General features: G+C 60.5%; 13 protein-coding genes. 9 read left to right on the forward strand and 4 right to left on the reverse strand.

What is annotated here, in order from left to right; genetic code table 11:
- Positions 1-398 precede the first annotated feature (398 nt).
- From GQ59_RS18415 to GQ59_RS18430, 4 genes are read left to right on the forward strand one after another with little or no spacing between them, the layout of a single operon-like run.
- Positions 399-1,625 carry an acyltransferase family protein gene (locus GQ59_RS18415; RefSeq protein ID WP_084683217.1) on the forward strand — a complete coding sequence of 409 codons (1,227 nt, stop codon included), beginning with the start codon at positions 399-401 and terminating at the stop codon, positions 1,623-1,625.
- Entirely contained in the window at positions 1,610-2,713 is a 1,104-nt protein-coding gene (locus GQ59_RS18420) for a glycosyltransferase family 2 protein (RefSeq protein WP_037083825.1), read from the forward strand. The genes GQ59_RS18415 and GQ59_RS18420 overlap by 16 nt, the downstream gene beginning before the upstream one ends.
- Positions 2,713-3,732 (forward strand): glycosyltransferase family 2 protein, encoded by a 1,020-nt coding sequence (locus tag GQ59_RS18425; RefSeq protein ID WP_084683218.1) that lies wholly within the window; start codon positions 2,713-2,715, stop codon positions 3,730-3,732. Before GQ59_RS18420 ends, GQ59_RS18425 begins: the two co-directional genes overlap by 1 nt.
- A complete protein-coding gene (locus tag GQ59_RS18430; protein ID WP_037083827.1) occupies positions 3,726-5,519 on the forward strand; it encodes an ABC transporter ATP-binding protein in 1,794 nt (597 codons plus the stop codon). The genes GQ59_RS18425 and GQ59_RS18430 overlap by 7 nt, the downstream gene beginning before the upstream one ends.
- 78 nt (positions 5,520-5,597) lie before the next feature.
- Here GQ59_RS18430 and GQ59_RS18435 read toward each other — a convergent pair whose 3' ends face one another.
- Positions 5,598-7,196, reverse strand: a complete 1,599-nt coding sequence (locus tag GQ59_RS18435) for a diguanylate cyclase domain-containing protein (RefSeq protein ID WP_244448001.1) — start codon at positions 7,194-7,196, stop codon at positions 5,598-5,600.
- Between the two features lie 175 nt (positions 7,197-7,371).
- Positions 7,372-8,355: a D-erythronate dehydrogenase gene (gene denD / locus GQ59_RS18440; protein ID WP_037083830.1), complete on the reverse strand. Its 984-nt coding sequence runs from the start codon at positions 8,353-8,355 to the stop codon at positions 7,372-7,374.
- Positions 8,356-8,534: 179 nt separating this feature from the next.
- Here denD and GQ59_RS18445 point away from each other — a divergent pair, with 179 nt between their 5' ends.
- The 5 genes from GQ59_RS18445 (at position 8,535) to GQ59_RS18465 (ending at position 13,909) form a co-directional block, all read left to right on the forward strand.
- On the forward strand, positions 8,535-9,980 hold the full coding sequence (locus GQ59_RS18445; protein ID WP_037083832.1) for an FAD-binding oxidoreductase: 1,446 nt from the start codon (positions 8,535-8,537) through the stop codon (positions 9,978-9,980).
- A 28-nt stretch (positions 9,981-10,008) separates the two neighbouring features.
- Positions 10,009-10,725 carry a FadR/GntR family transcriptional regulator gene (locus tag GQ59_RS18450; protein ID WP_084683219.1) on the forward strand — a complete coding sequence of 239 codons (717 nt, stop codon included), beginning with the start codon at positions 10,009-10,011 and terminating at the stop codon, positions 10,723-10,725.
- Between the two features lie 336 nt (positions 10,726-11,061).
- Complete coding sequence (locus GQ59_RS18455; RefSeq protein WP_037083834.1) at positions 11,062-11,595, forward strand: TRAP transporter small permease; 534 nt, start codon at positions 11,062-11,064, stop codon at positions 11,593-11,595.
- Positions 11,595-12,872, forward strand: a complete 1,278-nt coding sequence (locus GQ59_RS18460; protein ID WP_037083836.1) for a TRAP transporter large permease — start codon at positions 11,595-11,597, stop codon at positions 12,870-12,872. Before GQ59_RS18455 ends, GQ59_RS18460 begins: the two co-directional genes overlap by 1 nt.
- A 32-nt stretch (positions 12,873-12,904) precedes the next feature.
- Positions 12,905-13,909 carry a TRAP transporter substrate-binding protein gene (locus tag GQ59_RS18465; protein WP_037083838.1) on the forward strand — a complete coding sequence of 335 codons (1,005 nt, stop codon included), beginning with the start codon at positions 12,905-12,907 and terminating at the stop codon, positions 13,907-13,909.
- A gap of 80 nt (positions 13,910-13,989) precedes the next feature.
- Here GQ59_RS18465 and GQ59_RS18470 read toward each other — a convergent pair whose 3' ends face one another.
- Both GQ59_RS18470 and GQ59_RS18475 read right to left on the reverse strand, forming a co-directional pair.
- Positions 13,990-14,904 carry a DMT family transporter gene (locus GQ59_RS18470; protein ID WP_244448002.1) on the reverse strand — a complete coding sequence of 305 codons (915 nt, stop codon included), beginning with the start codon at positions 14,902-14,904 and terminating at the stop codon, positions 13,990-13,992.
- A 12-nt stretch (positions 14,905-14,916) separates the two neighbouring features.
- On the reverse strand, positions 14,917-16,119 hold the full coding sequence (locus GQ59_RS18475) for a mandelate racemase/muconate lactonizing enzyme family protein (RefSeq protein WP_037083840.1): 1,203 nt from the start codon (positions 16,117-16,119) through the stop codon (positions 14,917-14,919).
- Between the last annotated feature and the right edge of the window lie 445 nt (positions 16,120-16,564).

Below are 16,564 nucleotides of genomic sequence, written 5' to 3' on the forward strand. Positions count from 1 at the left end.
AATATCAATTCCTTCTCGGTCACCTCCACCGGAGCGTTGAAGACCCCGATCAATGCCAGGATCGACGCTGTCAATCCAACCGAGGTCAGCGACGTGGAATTCCACCATCGGCCGGTGTTCTCCTGGTACGAAGCAAAGCTCAAACAGCGTCCGTCGCCAAGCTGGACCGCGAGGCCAATCCTCCGCGTCGGTCGAAAATCCTGCCTCTCCAGATAGGACTAAAGGCTGCCCCGCCTCGGGGCTAAAGTCCGAAGCGGCGTGGCGGCCACAGTTTGGTCGGATTCCACCTGAACTTTTCGGGCTGCCAAAACAGGTTCCTTGGGGTTCAAAACAAAGCACGGCGGCAAAATGCGAGTGAGGCGGGAGTTATCACAAGTTCTGCGCAACTGGGGGGCTCCATGCTACATGCACGCGACCGACAATTGGATGGCCTTAGAACTCTTGCCGTCTCGACGGTTCTATACGCGCATTTTTTCGCGGCCGATGGATCCCACTGGGGCCATATCGGCGTACGTCTGTTCTTCGTTCTCAGCGGCTTCCTGATAACCCGACTTTTGCTGGAAGCGCGCTCGACCACCCAGTTCGAACCAGGCATCGCGATAAGATCGTTCTATATTCGCCGGGCCTTGCGCATATTCCCCCCGTACTTTGCAGTGCTGAGCTTCGTCTGGTTGGTCAACCTCGAGGACGCCCGCGGCAGCATCAAATGGCATGCCCTTTACCTCTCGAATTTCTGGTATGCCCTTCGTGATGAATGGACGCCCTGGGTGCTCTGTCACACCTGGAGCCTGAGCATCGAAGAGCAGTTCTATGTCGTGTGGCCGCTCGTCATCCTCCTCGCCCCGCGTCGCTGGCTTGAGCCGATTTGCCTCGCTCTCATCGCGTGCTCGCTCGCCTATCGGTTCTACTGGCCGTTCACGGGCACGCCTTCGCTCGCGCGGGATCTTCTTCCCCCTGCATCGATGGACGCGCTGGTGTCCGGCGCGCTCCTTGCACTCCATCGCGCGCGGTCACCGACATTGCCGCACTGGATGCGGCTGAGTTCGGCACCCCTGCTTGTCGCTTCAGCCATTCTGATGTGGGCGAAACCGCTCTCCCTGTCACCGACGCTCGCCTGGATGAACTGGATCGGCCTGGAGGTTCTTCCTCTCATCCCGCTCACGGCCCTGGTCGGATACTGTTCGTCCGGCCTGCGGGGAGCTCCCGGCCGACTATTGGAACTCTCCCCGATTACCGCTGTCGGACGTATCAGCTACGGGGTCTACCTGTTCCATCCGATCGTTCTCTCCTTCGTGGTAAGCGCACAGCCGTGGATTCCGTTCAACGTCTCGGAACAGGGGTTCGGACGCCTCATCTTGGCGACCACAGGAACGTTGGCATTGGCCACAATCTCGTGGCTGGCGTTCGAAAAACCGCTCAACCAGTTCAAGCGCTATTTCCCATATGTCCCCCAAAGCAGGCAGGCTACCGACCCGTCGTTCGGCAAGCCGGAAGGATCCGGAGACCTGCGTTTTGCGGACCCGACGTATGACGCGCCGTCTGCGACAGCCATTTCGGAGGCTGCGCAAATGCAGGAACTTCAATTTTCCACGCCATTGCGAGTCGAACGATGTCCTCCCCGCTGATCTCCGTCATATTGCCCGTCTACAACGGCGAACCCTATCTCGCTGCCGCGGTCGAGAGCATCCTGCGGCAGGACTACAGGCGCCTTGAGATCGTCGCCATCGATGATGGCTCGAACGACCACTCGCTAGATATTTTGCAGCGATATCAGAAGCTTGACGATCGCGTTCGGATCGTTTCGCGCGAAAACCGCGGGCTGATCGCGACCTTGAACGAGGGCATTGCCCTGGCCAGAGGTGACCTGATCGCCCGAATGGACGCGGACGATATCTCCTATCCAACCCGCTTTTCCCGTCAAATCGCTCTCTTTGACCAGCAGCCCCAGCTTGCGATCTGCGGAACCGAAGTCGATCGGCTTCTCGGCCGCCGCGTCGTGCGCAGCACGCCAAATCCCATTTACCAGTCGGCAGATTGGCACATATTGTCGCTGTTCTTCACGATCTTCCTGCATTCGACGGTGATGTACAATCGCAAGATCATTCCCGATGATATGCTGGTTTATGACGCAAGCTATGTCCACGCCGAGGACTTCGATCTCTTCAGGCGCATGACCCGTGAGTTTCCGGCGGCGATGATCGATGAGAGCCTGATCGCCTACCGTATCCACAGCGACAGCGTTACCAACAAGCACAGGCGGCAAATGCGCCGAACCCATCTGAAGATCGTCGCCGAGAACCTCGAACGGCAGGCTCTTAGCCACGATCCCGAAGCTCTTCTCGCCATCGGCGCAGCCGTTACGCCGGATACGGTGCGCCGAGCCGCCGATTGCATGCTCGCGATCGAAGGAAAGGTCGCCGAGCAAGTGGGTGCGAGCGCCCGCAGCTACGCGGAAGGAGCCCTGTGCTTCTTCTATTTCCTCTACCAATTCATTGCTGACGAACAACGTCCGGAGCTGACCCACGCGTTTCTTAAGCGAACGGGAAAATGGGATGTCATCCGGCGCCGGGAACGCTACGGCCTCCGAGCCGCGGTCGCTGCGCCCTGGCTGAGCCGCATGTCGGAAGAGGCGATCCGGAGGCTCGATGGGGTGGCACGATATTATCAATCGGTACCGGCCAAGACGGTGTTACCGCTTCGAGGGCTCGCCTGATGTCCGGGGAGCACAAGCAGGCCCTGCACGCCAGTCCCCCCTTGTCTCCTGAGGGGCGTCACCCCATTGATGCGAGCTTCATCGTCTGCACGCGGAACAGGGCAGCCGCGCTCGAGGCATGTATCCGCTCGATCGAAACCGCCTGTAAAGCCTGTTCCTTAAGCTGCGAACTGGTGGTGGTCGACAATGGATCCACCGACGATACAGCCGCGCGTTTATCCCACATCACGGCGAAATCCGCTGTCCCCGTCAGATGGATGGTGGAGCCGCGGCCGGGCCTGGCTGCCGCGCGCAATACGGGAATGGAGCGGGCGCGGGGCAGGATTCTGATCTTTATCGATGATGACTGCGTCGTCGAGACCTCCTATCTCCAGGATCTGAACCGGCATTATTCGGCCGGTGAGCGATGTATTATCCGGGGTGGTCGCGTCGATCTCGGCAGCCCGCACGACCTGCCTTTCACGATCAAGCGGTCGCGATTTCGGGCCCGTTTCACGCCGGATGTTCATCCGGGCGGATTTGTGCTCGGCTGCAACATGACCATGCATCGAGAAGCCGCGGCCCGCATCGGGCGCTTTGACGAACGGTTCGGGGCCGGCGGCCCGTTGCGGTCCGCAGAAGATACGGATTACTTCGTCCGTGCCTATCAACTCGGCATTCCAATCGAATATGTTCCCGACATGACGGTCCAGCACTTTCACGGCCGAACCACACGCGATGCCATCGAGCGGCTTCACCGGGATTACAGCTTTGGAAACGGCGGCCTCTACGTCAAGCACGCGTTCAAGGCATCCTGGCTGCTTCGTCATTTCTGCTGGACGACCCGATCGGCCTGGCGCGAACTGTTCGGCGGCTACCGTTTCGATCCGGAGATTTCCCTGTCCCACCTGACGATCGTGGCCATGAACCTGGTTGGAGCAGCCAAGTTTGCCCTACTAGCCATTCGGTGGCCAAAACAGACGGATGCCGACACGACCAGCCATCTGCGCCGCCCGCAACGGGAATCGCCGCCATGCTAGATTTCCTGACATCGAGTTCTCACCTCATGCGCGAGGCTCTGGGGAAAAACACCGGCCTGTTGGCAATCGTGGTTATCCTCGGACTGAGCAGCGCGGTGCTCGAGGGCACCGGGATCGGTCTTGTCATCCCGATGCTCAGCATCATTGCCGGCGAGAACGATGCTTCGGGAATGGCTGGCCTTTCCGCCGTCTTTCAGCGGGTAGGAACCGGATTGGACGATCAGACCCGGCTGATCGTCATCGCGGCCGCCATTCTGGGATTGATCACCGTGAAGAACGTGCTGGCCTTTGCCAACGCGGTGCTCGCCAATTTCATATATGGCAAGGCCGGTCATTCGATCCGGCACCGTCTCGCCGACCAGCTTTTGACGATCGGCTACCCGTTCTTCCTGCAGCAAAGCCCGGGCCGGCTTCTGAACATCATCTCCAACGAGTCCTGGCGGGCCTCGGATGCGGTCCAGACCATCCTTGCCGCGATCGTGAATGCATCAGCGGCCGTTATCCTGCTCGCATTTTTGCTGCTTCTTTCGTGGCAGATGTCGCTATGCGTCACACTTGGGCTCGTCCTGATCCAAGCCATCCATGCCTTGCTGTCGGCAGGACTGAAGGGCCCGAGCCGCAACGTCACGTCGTTCAACAGTGAACTTGCCGCCAGGATGCTTCACCTCGTTCACGCCGGGCGCCTGATCCGCGCATTCGGACAGGAGGTGCGTGAAAGAACGATCTTCGACGCGGCTTCGAATGCCGTGCGGAAGGCGGGCTTCGTTCTCAACAGCCGCCAGGCAGCGCTCCCGCCGCTAACCGAAGTGCTGCATTCCGCCCTCTTTCTGGGGGTGGTGGTCAGCGCATGGCGGGTCGGGGTCGGGTTCCCGGTGATCGTGGCTTTCGTCGTCCTGCTTTATAGGCTGCAACCGCATGTCCGCGCGCTGCAGATGGCCTGGAGCCAGATCCAGGGATGGAGTGGAGCGCTGGAAGAAGTCAGGTGGCTACTGGATACCTCCGACAAACCGGCGCCTCCCCAGGGTAGCCGTTCGATCCAGGGGCTCCGCCGGCAGATCAAGTTCGACCAGGTAACCTTCAGGTATCCGGGTTCCAGCACGCGGCCCGTGGTCCTGCGGTCGGTAAGCTTCGACATTCGCCAAGGCCGCTCGACCGCAATAATCGGCAGGTCGGGCGCCGGCAAGAGCACGATTGTCAATCTCCTATGCCGATTTGTAGAGCCGGATCAGGGGAGCATTCTTGTCGACGGCATTCCCCTCGACCAAATCGATCCCGCTGAGTGGCGCCGGCAGATTGCGCTTGCCAGCCAGGATCTTGAACTGGTGGATGGCACGATTTTCGAGAACATCGTCTACGGCCACGACACTTCCCTCCCTGAGGCGGAAAGCGCGGCCAGACTTGCCGAAGCGCACGAATTTATCGAGAAGCTGCCTGACGGATATGAAACTGTCGTCGGTTACCGGGGAGCGAGCCTGTCGGCCGGTCAACGACAGCGGATCGCACTGGCCAGAGCTCTGGTCCGCGATCCGGAAATCCTGATCCTGGACGAGGCCACGAATGCCATGGACGGCTTGTCCGAGGCATCGATCGTGGAGACGCTGAAATTAAGAGCCGGGCGCCGCACCACGATCGTTGTCAGCCATCATCACAGCACCATCTCCTTCTGCGACGAGGTCGTCATTCTCGGTGCCGGCCGCGTCCGCAATCAGACGCCCTTTGCCGAGGTTGCATCCTTGAGCATGGAACAGCTTTACGAACATGAGACATCGCATGGCAGCCAATCGTGAGAATGACGTTTGATCCCGCCGGAACCGCCGCGTTCTCAAGACCAGGCGCCAAGCGACGATGGGGGTCTGCCCTTAGCCTCAGCGAACCGTAACAGCCAACGGCATGATCTCGTCTTCAGCCATCCGCCAGGTGTTGCGGCCGGCCGACTTCGCCCGGTAAAGTGCGCGATCTGCGGCCTGAACAAGCGTTTCTCGATCGCCGGCGGCAACTCTTGCAGCCGCTATGCCTATGCTGACCCCGATGCTGATCGATAGTCCCTTGATCCGGAAGGGTGCGTTCAGGGCCGCTATGCACCGATCGGCAAGGTCGATATCCGCCTGGTTTTCGGTTTTCACGAGGATTGCGAATTCGTCGCCGCCGAGGCGGGCGACCAGATGTCCGGCTGCGGCCGAGCGCAAGCGCTCGCCGGCAAGCTTCAAGACCTCGTCGCCGGCGGCATGGCCGAACGTGTCATTGACCGGCTTGAATCCGTCGAGATCGAGGCAGTAGACGATGACGACGCCCTCGGTCGCTTCAGACTTGAATGCCGCGTCGAGCGCTTTGTAGAACTGCATACGGTTCGGCAGGCCCGTCAGAACATCGTGATGCGCCAGCCTGTTGGCCTCCGCCTCCGCCAGCACGCGGTCGCTGACGTCCGCGATCGTCAGCAGAAGCCGTCGATCGCCGCCGTCGTGGAGCAACCGGACATAAATGAGGACGTGGTGTTCCCGGCCCTGCGCCGTTCGCTGGCGCCAGACGGTGCGGGCTTCGCAGTCGCCATCGAGGTTGCGGAGCCTCCCGGCGAACTCCTCACCCTGGCCTTCGGCGTGCATGTCGAAAACGGCTTTGCCAAGAAGAACCGATCTGTCGTAGCCATAGAAGTGAAGCGCCGCGTGATTGGCTTCAAGGATCGCAAGGCTGTCCCCGTCACAAAGCAGCATCGGCATCGGGTTGGCATCGAACAGTTGCCGAAGCCACTCCTCCCGTTGCTTGAGGCTGCTAATGTCTATACGCATCCCGATGGCGCCGCCATCCGGCGTGCGGCGATCGTCATAGCGCAACCATCGCCCGTCTTTCATTAGCCGCTCCTCCTGGGAAACGGGCTGTCGAAACTTCGCCATGCGCTCGCTGAGCCAGACATCCTGGTCCGGCACCACCTCCTGGATGCTGCCGCCTGCAAGGCTGATTTTCAAAATCTCCTCGAACGGAATTCCGGGCGTCAGGTATTCGGCGATATCGGCATAAAGATCGGCGTATTTCTGGTTCCAAAGGACGTAACGGTCCTTGGCATCGAAGACACAGACCGCCTGCGGCAACATCTCGATGACGTATCGCAGACGAAGATTGGCTTCCCGAGCGGCGAGCCCGGCGGACTTCTCCTGGCTGCCGACATCGATCCAGACCACGGTGAGCGGCTCGTCCGAGCCGGGACATGGCGAAACTCTGATATTGCAGGTCCGGGTTTGCCCTGCCCTGTCGCTCAAGAGAACCGACGAACCCTCGGGATTGTCCAGCGGCCACCCCGGCAGAAGATCGGTTATGTCTTTGCCTTGCAAAGTGTCGGCTGCGCGAAACAGTATTCTTGCCTCGGCATTCGCAAAGGTGACAAAGCCCGCCGCGTTCACAATGAGCGCGGCGAGCGGACAGGATTCCAGGAGGTTCATCACTTCCGCACCAAGCATAGCTCCCTCAGGCACGCCGATCTGCCCGGAAAAATCTACGGATGCAGGATAAGCTGCAAGAATGAAATAAATCGCTAAAATTCAAACGCGCATATAGATGGCGCAGCCTCGCTCTGGCATTCCGACCTCCGAGCGAGGGCCACCGTGCGTTTTGGAGACCAAACCTTTTAGTCCGCACCCGGATTTCTCATCACAGGCGACCTCCAAGCTCATCCTCGATATGGACCCGAATGATCTCGTCGAAATTTTTCTCCGCGGTAAAGCCGAGGGCGGTGGCCCGTTTTGCCTCGAAACCGGGTGCCCAGCCCGCAACCATTCTCATGATCATTTCGTCCGGGACGCGACGAATGAGATTTACCGCCCTGTCGCCCGCCACGCGGCGAAGCGCATCGATCTGATCGCCGACGGTCGCGCTGACCCCCGGCATGGAAAGATTGCGGTGCGGCCCGACGCTCTCGAGATCCATATTCGCCGCATGGACGAGGTATCCGACGGCCGAACGAGGCGATGTGTGCCAGTGACGCACGTCATCCGACACGGGCAGGATCGCCTCCTGTCCGATTAACGGCTCCCGCAGAATGTTGGAGAAGAAGCCGGATGCGGCCTTGTTGGGTTTGCCAGGCCTGATGCACACCGTCGGCAACCGGATGCCGATGCCGTCGAAGAAACCCCGGCGGGTGTAGTCCGAAAGAAGCAGCTCCGAAATGGCCTTCTGTGTGCCATAGCTGGTGAGCGGCGTCAGATGGAAATCATCGGGAATGGGGAATGGCAGCGGGGCACCCGCGACAGCGATGGACGACGTGAAGACGACCCGTGGCCTGTAGCCGTCCTCGCCGTTTGCGAGGCGGATCGCATCGAAAAGGTAGCGGGTGCCATCCAGATTGACCCGGTAGCCCTTTTCGAAATCGAGTTCTGCCTCCGCCGAGACGATCGCGGCAAGGTGGAAGATCACGTCGGGGCGGGACGCGATAAGCCTCTCGGCCTCGCCCGGCGTCGAGAGGTCGGCGTCGCTCGTTGCCACGGATCCGGTAAATCCCTCCACACGATCGGGCTTCACAACGTCGACGAGGGTCAGCTTGTCGATCGGCCTGCCGAGCACGCCACCCTCCGCGATGAGCCGCGCCGTCAATTTGCGACCCACCATCCCGGCCGCGCCTATGATCAGAATATGCATGCGTCCTCCCGTTTCGACCAAAGCACATGACTGCCCGGATACGCCAAATTTATATTGTACGGTTGTCTGATAACCTTATATGCTTCCGTTGAAAACAGGATAGTTGTGCGCCGGGACAAGGCGTGGGGCAAAGGAAACTATCCAGCCAGGGAACGGATCATCCGAAGGAACCGCCGAGAATGACGAGCCTGCAAACTGACCCGGCCGGAGAGCATCGCCTTCTCCTGCGATCGATGCTTGGCGAGGACCTTGTCCTGACCGACATAGATGCGATGGCGCGGTACTGTCGCGATTGGCACGGCGATGTGACCAGTGCTGCGGTCGCTGTCCTGAGGCCGCGATCGACGGATGACGTGGTGGCCTGCGTGAAAGGCTGCCGTGACCTCGGCCTCATGATCGTCCCGCAGGGCGGCAATACAGGCCTCGTGTTGGGCGGCATTCCCGACGCGCCGGAGTGTCAGGTCGTTCTCAGCCTGGAACGAATGAACCGTATCCGCAAGATCGATGTCGACGACTTCTCAGCCGTCGTCGAGGCGGGCTGCATCCTGTGGGAGCTGAAAGAGGCGATCGCCGCAGAGGGAATGTTCTTCCCGCTGGCGCTCGGTGCGCAGGGAAGCTGCCGGATAGGCGGCAATGTCTCGACCAATGCCGGGGGCATCAACGTGCTTCGATACGGCATGACACGCGAACTGGTGCTGGGCCTGGAAGTCGTGCTGCCGGACGGTACGATTTTCGAAGGTCTCTCGACGCTCCGGAAGGACAATCGCGGCATAGACTTGAAACAGCTCTTCATCGGCGCCGAAGGCACGCTCGGCATCGTCACCGCCGTGTCGATCAAGCTGACGCCCAATCCCGATCAGGTGGCGACCGCCCTTGTCGGCCTTGCCTCTCTGGAGGACGCAATCACCCTCTATCGCCGTGCCCGGCGCGACTGCAGCGATTTGATGTCCGCCTTCGAATTCATGCCGCCCCTTGCATTCACGCTCGCGCGGGAAGCCATCCCGGACCTGCCGCTTCCGATGGCCACCGACTATCCCTGCTATGTTCTCATGGAGGTTTCCGGTTCGGGCCTCGTCGATATCGGCGACCTGATGCAGCGGTTCCTCGAAGGTGTCATGGAAGACGGAATCGTCCTCGACGGCGCGATCGCCTCATCACAGGCGCAGGCGCGAAACCTGTGGCTGATCCGCGAAGGAATGAACGAAGGCCAGGCGAAACGTGGTGTCCACATGCGCAGCGACGTTTCGGTTCCGCTCTCCAAGGTGCCCGCCTTTGTCGCCGAGGCCGAAAAGGCGATCCACGAGGCGCTGCCCGACTGCGTTTGCGTCTCCTACGGTCATGTCGGCGACGGGAATGTCCATCTCAACGTCCTGCCATCCGCGGAACTGCCCCATGAGCAGCGGCTCGAAAGGATCTATCAGTCCAAGACCATCCTGAACCAGGTGCTTGACCGCTTCCAGGGAAGCCTCAGCGCCGAACACGGCATCGGCCGCCTCAAGCGGGCGGATTTCGATGCACGCCTTCCGGAAACCAAGCGCCGGATGCTGACGGCTATCAAGAACGCAATCGATCCCGACATGATGATGAACCCGGGCTGCCAGTTGAATTTTATTCGGAAGTCATAGAAGAGCGTCAGGAGGGAGGGCCGGCGCCGTGGTATTGGACTTCAGCCAGATCAGACGAAACGAGCATCTGCCCACACGGATCGCGTCGCAGATCGGACGCGAGATCAGTGACGGCCGGATCGCGCCCGGCGAGAAGCTGCCGACGGAACACATTCTGGCAAAGACCTTTGGCGTCAGCCGATCGGTCGTGCGCGAAGCGATCGCGCAGCTTCGCAATGAGGGTCTGGTCGAGACCCGGCAAGGTGTGGGAGCGTTCGCCACCGATTTTGAGCACAGGCAGTCGATTCGCATCGAACAGGGCAACCTTGCAGATCACGCGAGTTTTCAGAGCCTGTTTCAGCTCAGGCTGCCCCTCGAGATCGAAGCAGCCGGTCTCGCAGCCACCAATCACGCCGCCGAAGACCTTGTGAAGCTCGACGAAGCGCTCGAACAGATGACGGGCGGAGAGAAGTGGACCGAGAAAGGCGTCCTCGCCGACCTCGCCTTCCATCGCCAGATCGCGGCTTCAACGCATAACGAGTACTTCCTGCTATTCCTCGGTTTTATCGCCGAGCGAATTCATCTGGCCATCAATACGGCCAGGGAGGCAGCCGTGCTGACCGAGATCGTCGAAGTGACGATCGCGGAACATGTCGCAATCCGCGACGCCGTTGCGAGCCGCGATCCCATCCGCGCCCGGGAGGCAATGCGCCATCACCTTCACGGTGCGGCAAGCCGTCTCGACCTTCAATTGAAAGTTTACTAAGCTTCCAGTCAGTCGCCTCGTTAGATCGATCCAGGGGATTTCCCGAAAGCGGTCAAGGGCCGCTGGACAGCGAGTAAAACTCTCTTTAGAGATACCGCAGGTGGAGGTTGTCAGACATCCTGACAATTGAGGGAGCGCGCGAGAGGCCATTGCGATGGAGGAGAGTCTGATCGCATACCAAATAGGAAGCCGCGTCGTGACGTCCAGCCTACCGCTTGAGCCGCTGATCGATGCAGCGGATCATCGGGGCAAACGCCCTGAGCGGAATTTGAAGTTGTGGACAGTGACGAAGACCTTCGCTTGGCGCGGGCTCTTGTAAGAATTAGGGAGGGGAACATGCAAAAGGCAATCGATCTTTTTTTTAAGGCGTTGGAAGTCCTATTGATCCTGCTGCTTTCAGCAATGGCGATCATGGTGTTTGCCAATGTGGTTCTTCGCTACGCCTTCAATTCCGGCATGTCCGTCTCTGAGGAACTTTCCCGCTACTTCTTCGTCTGGCTGAGCTTCGTCGGCGCAGTCGTTGCATTTCGCGAACATGGTCACCTCGGCGTCGAGAGCGTCGTGGCGCTTTTCGGCCGCAAGGGCCGGCTCGTCTGCATGATCGTGGCCAACCTCGTCATCCTCGCTTGCTCGATGATCTTTTTCTGGGGGACTTGGCAGCAGTTCGAGATCAACGCCAGCATGAGCGCGCCGGTGACCGGCATTTCGATGATCTGGGTCTACGGCATCGGCCTGTTTACCGGCGCCGGCTTGTCGCTGATCGCGCTGGAGCGGCTGTTCCGCTATGTCACCGGCCGGGCGACGGCGGAGGAGATCAGCATCTTTGCCGGTGAAAACCTGACGATCGAGCAGATGGCGGAGCGTACCTGATGACCCTGATCGTCTTCATCGTATCGCTTCTCGGCGCCATGGCGATCGGCGTGCCGGTGGCATTTTCGCTGATGTTCTGCGGTGTCGTGCTCATGTGGTACATGGACATGTTCAACACCCAGATCATCGCTCAGAACATGATCGCAGGTGTCGATACCTTTACCCTGCTCGCCATTCCGTTCTTCATTCTCGCAGGAGAACTGATGAACTCGGGCGGCTTGTCGCGCCGGATTATCGATTTTGCCATTGCCTGCGTCGGCCATATCCGCGGCGGCCTCGGCATCGTCGCGATCATGGCGGCAATCATCATGGCGAGCATCTCGGGCTCGGCCGCGGCCGATACCGCCGCGCTTGCCGCCATCCTCATCCCGATGATGGCCAAGGCTGGCTATAACGTTCCGCGTTCCGGCGGCCTGATCGCCGCAGGCGGCATCATTGCGCCGGTCATCCCGCCGTCGATGGCCTTCATCGTCTTCGGCGTCGCCGGCAACGTCTCGATCACCCAGCTTTTCCTCGCCGGCATCTTTCCCGGCATCCTGATGGGCCTGTCACTGATCATCGCCTGGCTCATCGTCGTGCGGAAGGACAATGTCCAGCCGCTGCCGAAGGCGTCGACGGGGGAACGCCTGCGCGTCACCGGTCGTGCCGCCTGGGCGCTCGGCATGCCGGTGATCATCCTCGGCGGCATCAAGGCCGGCATCATGACGCCGACCGAGGCCGCCGTCGTCGCCGCCGCCTACGCGCTCTTCGTCGGCATGGTGATCTATCGGGAGCTGAAGCCAAGCCACCTGCCGCACGTCATCCTGCAGGCCGCCAAGACCACCTCGGTCATCATGTTCCTGGTCGCGGCGGCGCTGGTCTCCTCGTGGCTGATCACCGCGGCCAACATCCCGGCCGAAATCGTCGGTTACATCGAGCCACTGATCGACCGCCCGATGCTGCTGATGTTCGCCATCATGATCCTGGTGCTCGTCGTCGGCACTGCGCTCGATCTGACGCCGACCATCCTGATCCTGACGCCGGTCCTCATGCCGATCGTCAAGCAGGCCGGCATCGACCCGGTCTATTTCGGCGTGCTCTTCATCATGAACAATTCCATCGGCCTCATCACTCCGCCGGTTGGCGTCGTGCTGAACGTGGTCAGCGGCGTCGCCCGCATTCCGCTCGGCAAGGTGACGGCAGGCGTATGGCCGTTCCTGATCGCCGAAACCATCGTTCTGTTTCTTCTGGTCCTGTTCCCGGACCTCGTGCTCGTGCCTGCACGCTGGCTCCATTAAACCTGTCTCAAGCTCATCCATGGGAGGATAATATGAGAAAACTGCTGCTCACAACTACTGCACTTGCCATCGCTTGCGCATCGGCCGCCCCGGCCTTTGCCGAATTCAAGACGCGCAACATCCGCGTTTCGAACGGCATCAACGCCGACCATCCGGTCGGCAACGGCATCGCCGCCATGCAGAAGTGCCTCGACGAGAAGTCCGGCGGCAAGATGAAGCTGACAGCCTTCTGGGGCGGCGCGCTCGGCGGCGACCTGCAGGCCACCCAGGCCCTGCGCTCCGGCGTCCAGGAAGCCGTGGTGACGTCGTCGTCGCCGCTGGTCGGCATCGTCCCCGCCCTCGGCGTCTTCGACCTGCCCTTCCTGTTCGGCAATGCGCAGGAAGCCCACAAGGTGCTCGACGGCAAGTTCGGCGACATGATGAACCAGAAGCTCGACGCCGCCGGTCTTGTCAACCTCGCCTATTGGGAAAACGGCTTCCGTAACCTGTCGAACTCGGTTCGCCCGGTCACCAAATGGGAAGATTTCTCGGGGATGAAGGTTCGCGTCATGCAGAACAACATCTTCCTCGACACCTTCCAGAACCTCGGTGCCAACGCCACCCCGATGGCCTTCGGCGAAGTCTTCTCGGCGCTCGAAACCAAGGCGATCGACGCACAGGAAAATCCCTATGTGACGATCGACACGTCGAAGTTCTTCGAGGTCCAGAAATACGTCACCGAGACCAACCACGCCTACACGCCGTTCCTCTTCTTGTTCTCCAAGGCAATCTTCAACACCTATGCCCCGGACGAGCAGGCTGCCCTTCGCGCCTGCGCGGTCGTCGGCCGGGATGTGGAACGCCAGGTGATCGGCGATCTCAACAAGAAGTCGCTTGAGAAGATCAAGGCGGCCGGCCTGCAGGTCAACACGCTTTCGCCGGAAGAGCAGCAGCGCATCCGCGAAAAGTCCGCGATCGTCTATGAAAAGCACAAGGCGACGATCGGCGCCGACGTGGTCGACGGCATCGTCGCCGAGCTCAAGGAAGTCCGCAAGTAACGGAACGCACCCGTAACCCGGATGTAATAGCCCGTCTGAGGAATGAAAACCCGCGGTGCCCCAAAGCGCCGCGGGTTACTTCATTCCGGAACAGCAGGAAGCACGCTCTGGCGCTTCTTGAGCATCTGCTCTCGGATGAAGATGAAGAGGCCGGAAGCAACGATCAGGGCGGCCCCGACCATCATGCCGAACCTTGGGATGTCGCCGAAAAACATCCAGCCGAAGATCACGGCCCAGAGCAGCAGCGTATATTGAAGCGGTGCCACGGTCGCGGCATCGGAGATCTTGAGGGCGCGGTTGACCAGCATATGGGCCGCCATGGCGACGATACCGAGCAGCCCGAGCAGAAGAAGATCGCGGCTCGATGCGATCGGCGACCAGTCCATGGGCGCGAAGGCAAGGCCGGCGATACCGGCTCCCATGACCTGGAAGAAGACCAGCGCACTATCCGGCGTACCACGCAGGAAGCGCCCCGAGATCAGCATGAAGGCAAAGGCGGCGCTGCCGACGATCGAAATGACAGCCGGCATGCTGAACATGGCGCTCGAGGGTTCAAGCGTGATAATGACGCCGACGAAACCGACGGCAATCGCCGTCCAGCGTCGCCAGCCGACCTTTTCGCCGAGCAGGAAGGGCGAGCACGCAGCAACGTAGATCGGCGCCGCTAGCCAATAGGTCATGACGTCGGCGAGTGGCAGGTACATCACCGCATAATAGAAGCAGAACACTTCAGCAGTCGAAAACGCCACGCGGAAGAACTGCATGCCGGGCCGTTCGACGGTCAGCAGATTGCCAAGGCCCGCCTTCCAGACCATCGGCACGAGGATGATCAGTGCCGCAAGGCTGCGGATCAGGACAACCTGACCAAGCCCGTAATTCGCAACGAGCCACTTGCCCATGGCGTCATTGAGAGCAAACATCAGCATGCCGAGAAGCATCAGCATCGGGCCGGTCATGCTCGCGGTCTTGAGCACGGTCGCCGAGGATATAGTCATTTCAATTGCACCTTAGAGAATGGAGACGTCGGAGGTCCGCCGGCTGACGGTAAAGGCTCGATCGAGCTCGGGGTTGAGCTCCAGCCCGAGGCCCGGGCCTGGTGGCACGGTGATCATGCCGTTTTTCACCTCCGGCAGCGCCGTCACCAGATCCCGATACCATGTCCTGTAGAACGCGCGCACGCTTTCCTGCACAAGTGCGTTCGGTGCGTTGAGAGACAGATGCGTCGAGGCACAGAGGACCACGGGGCCGGTGCAGTCGTGCGGCGCGACCGGCAGATGCCAGGCTTCCGCCATGGACGCGATCTTGCGGGCCTCCGAAAGGCCTCCGCACCAGGATATGTCGAGCATGACGATGCCGGCAACGCCGGTTTCCAGGTAATCGCGAAAGCCCCAACGGGTCGCGAGCGTCTCGGAGGCTGAGATCGGCGCCGGCGACACTTCCGCATACCGCTTCAGGCTCGACAGGCTGTCCATCTTGATCGGATCTTCGTGCCAGAAGGTCTGGTACGGCGTCAGCGCCTTGGCGATCTGCATGGCCGGCAGGAGTTGCCACATGGAGTGGAACTCGACCATGACATCCATCCTGTCGCCGACGGCCTTGCGGATCTTCTCGAAAGGCTGAAGCGCAAGCTTCAGGTCCGGCATCGAGATATACTGGCCCTTCGTCCTCTCCGCAGCCGCGTCGAACGGCCAGATCTTCATCGCCGTGATGCCCTCTTCGAGCAGCGATTCGGCCAGTTCGTCGGCACGATGCAGAAAGCCGTTCAGATCGTCATAGGTGGCGCCCCCCGTCAGACCGTAGTTGGCTGTCGCCTGGCCGGTCGTTTTCTTGATATATTCCGTGCCGGCGCAGGTATTGTAGGTGCGGATCTCCCTGCGGCTGAAGCCTCCCAGCAGCTGGGCGATGGGCTGGTTCGTGACCTTTCCGAAAATGTCCCAAAGGGCGATATCGAACGCCGAATTGCCCCGAACCTCCGCGCCTGAGGAACGAAAACCGATATAACCGACCAGTTCCTGCGCCAGGAGGTCGATCTGCAGCGGGTCGCGGCCGATGACCCGCGGAGCCACGTATTCGTGGATATAACTCTCCACGGTCTCTGCCCCGAAAAAGGTTTCGCCGAGGCCGGTAATACCCTCATCGGTGTGGACCAGTACCCACAGCAGGTTCGCACGCTCTGCGACGCGCACAGTTTCAAGCTTGGTGATCTTCATTGTTGCCTCCCTTTGCGAATTCAACCACAGGCCTTGGCCTTTGGTAAGGCAAGACCCGCGATTTTGTCGCCCACAGGATAATCATCAGAGCGCAGTTTGCCGGCACCGATCAAAAATTCCGAAAGCGATGAAAAAAAGGAGCGGACAAATCGTCCTTGTTGCCGAGCGCCTGCGAAGCAAGAGCAAGGCACGCAAAATCGGATGACAGGAACGGGTTCGCCGCCATGAGATCACAGCTTCAGGCACCGCAGACCGAAACGAGCCCGTTGCATCGAGGCAACGTGGTGCGTTCGGCCCCTGCTCATCCTGCAGGCCCGAGCTTCAAATTGTCTCCTGCCCCGGCGCCGCAGCCGGCAATCCAGAAAAAACATTCTCAGCAGCCAGATCACTGTCGGCGGATGCCCGGCTGAAAACCGGCACAGGCTGTCGGCCCCGGCCGCCTGGC

The sequence above is a fragment of the Neorhizobium vignae genome, from assembly GCF_000732195.1.
In the GTDB taxonomy this organism is placed as follows: Bacteria; Pseudomonadota; Alphaproteobacteria; order Rhizobiales; family Rhizobiaceae; genus Neorhizobium; species Neorhizobium vignae.

Excerpts from the sequence above, each read along its gene's own strand:
- GQ59_RS18415 (WP_084683217.1), top strand. The coding sequence starts at position 399 with ATGCTACATGCACGCGACCGACAATTGGATGGCCTTAGAACTCTTGCC.
- GQ59_RS18420 (WP_037083825.1), top strand. The coding sequence starts at position 1,610 with ATGTCCTCCCCGCTGATCTCCGTCATATTGCCCGTCTACAACGGCGAA.
- GQ59_RS18425 (WP_084683218.1), top strand. The coding sequence starts at position 2,713 with ATGTCCGGGGAGCACAAGCAGGCCCTGCACGCCAGTCCCCCCTTGTCT.
- GQ59_RS18430 (WP_037083827.1), top strand. The coding sequence starts at position 3,726 with ATGCTAGATTTCCTGACATCGAGTTCTCACCTCATGCGCGAGGCTCTG.
- denD (WP_037083830.1), bottom strand. The coding sequence starts at position 8,355 with ATGCATATTCTGATCATAGGCGCGGCCGGGATGGTGGGTCGCAAATTG.
- GQ59_RS18445 (WP_037083832.1), top strand. The coding sequence starts at position 8,535 with ATGACGAGCCTGCAAACTGACCCGGCCGGAGAGCATCGCCTTCTCCTG.
- GQ59_RS18455 (WP_037083834.1), top strand. The coding sequence starts at position 11,062 with ATGCAAAAGGCAATCGATCTTTTTTTTAAGGCGTTGGAAGTCCTATTG.
- GQ59_RS18460 (WP_037083836.1), top strand. The coding sequence starts at position 11,595 with ATGACCCTGATCGTCTTCATCGTATCGCTTCTCGGCGCCATGGCGATC.
- GQ59_RS18465 (WP_037083838.1), top strand. The coding sequence starts at position 12,905 with ATGAGAAAACTGCTGCTCACAACTACTGCACTTGCCATCGCTTGCGCA.
- GQ59_RS18470 (WP_244448002.1), bottom strand. The coding sequence starts at position 14,904 with ATGACTATATCCTCGGCGACCGTGCTCAAGACCGCGAGCATGACCGGC.
- GQ59_RS18475 (WP_037083840.1), bottom strand. The coding sequence starts at position 16,119 with ATGAAGATCACCAAGCTTGAAACTGTGCGCGTCGCAGAGCGTGCGAAC.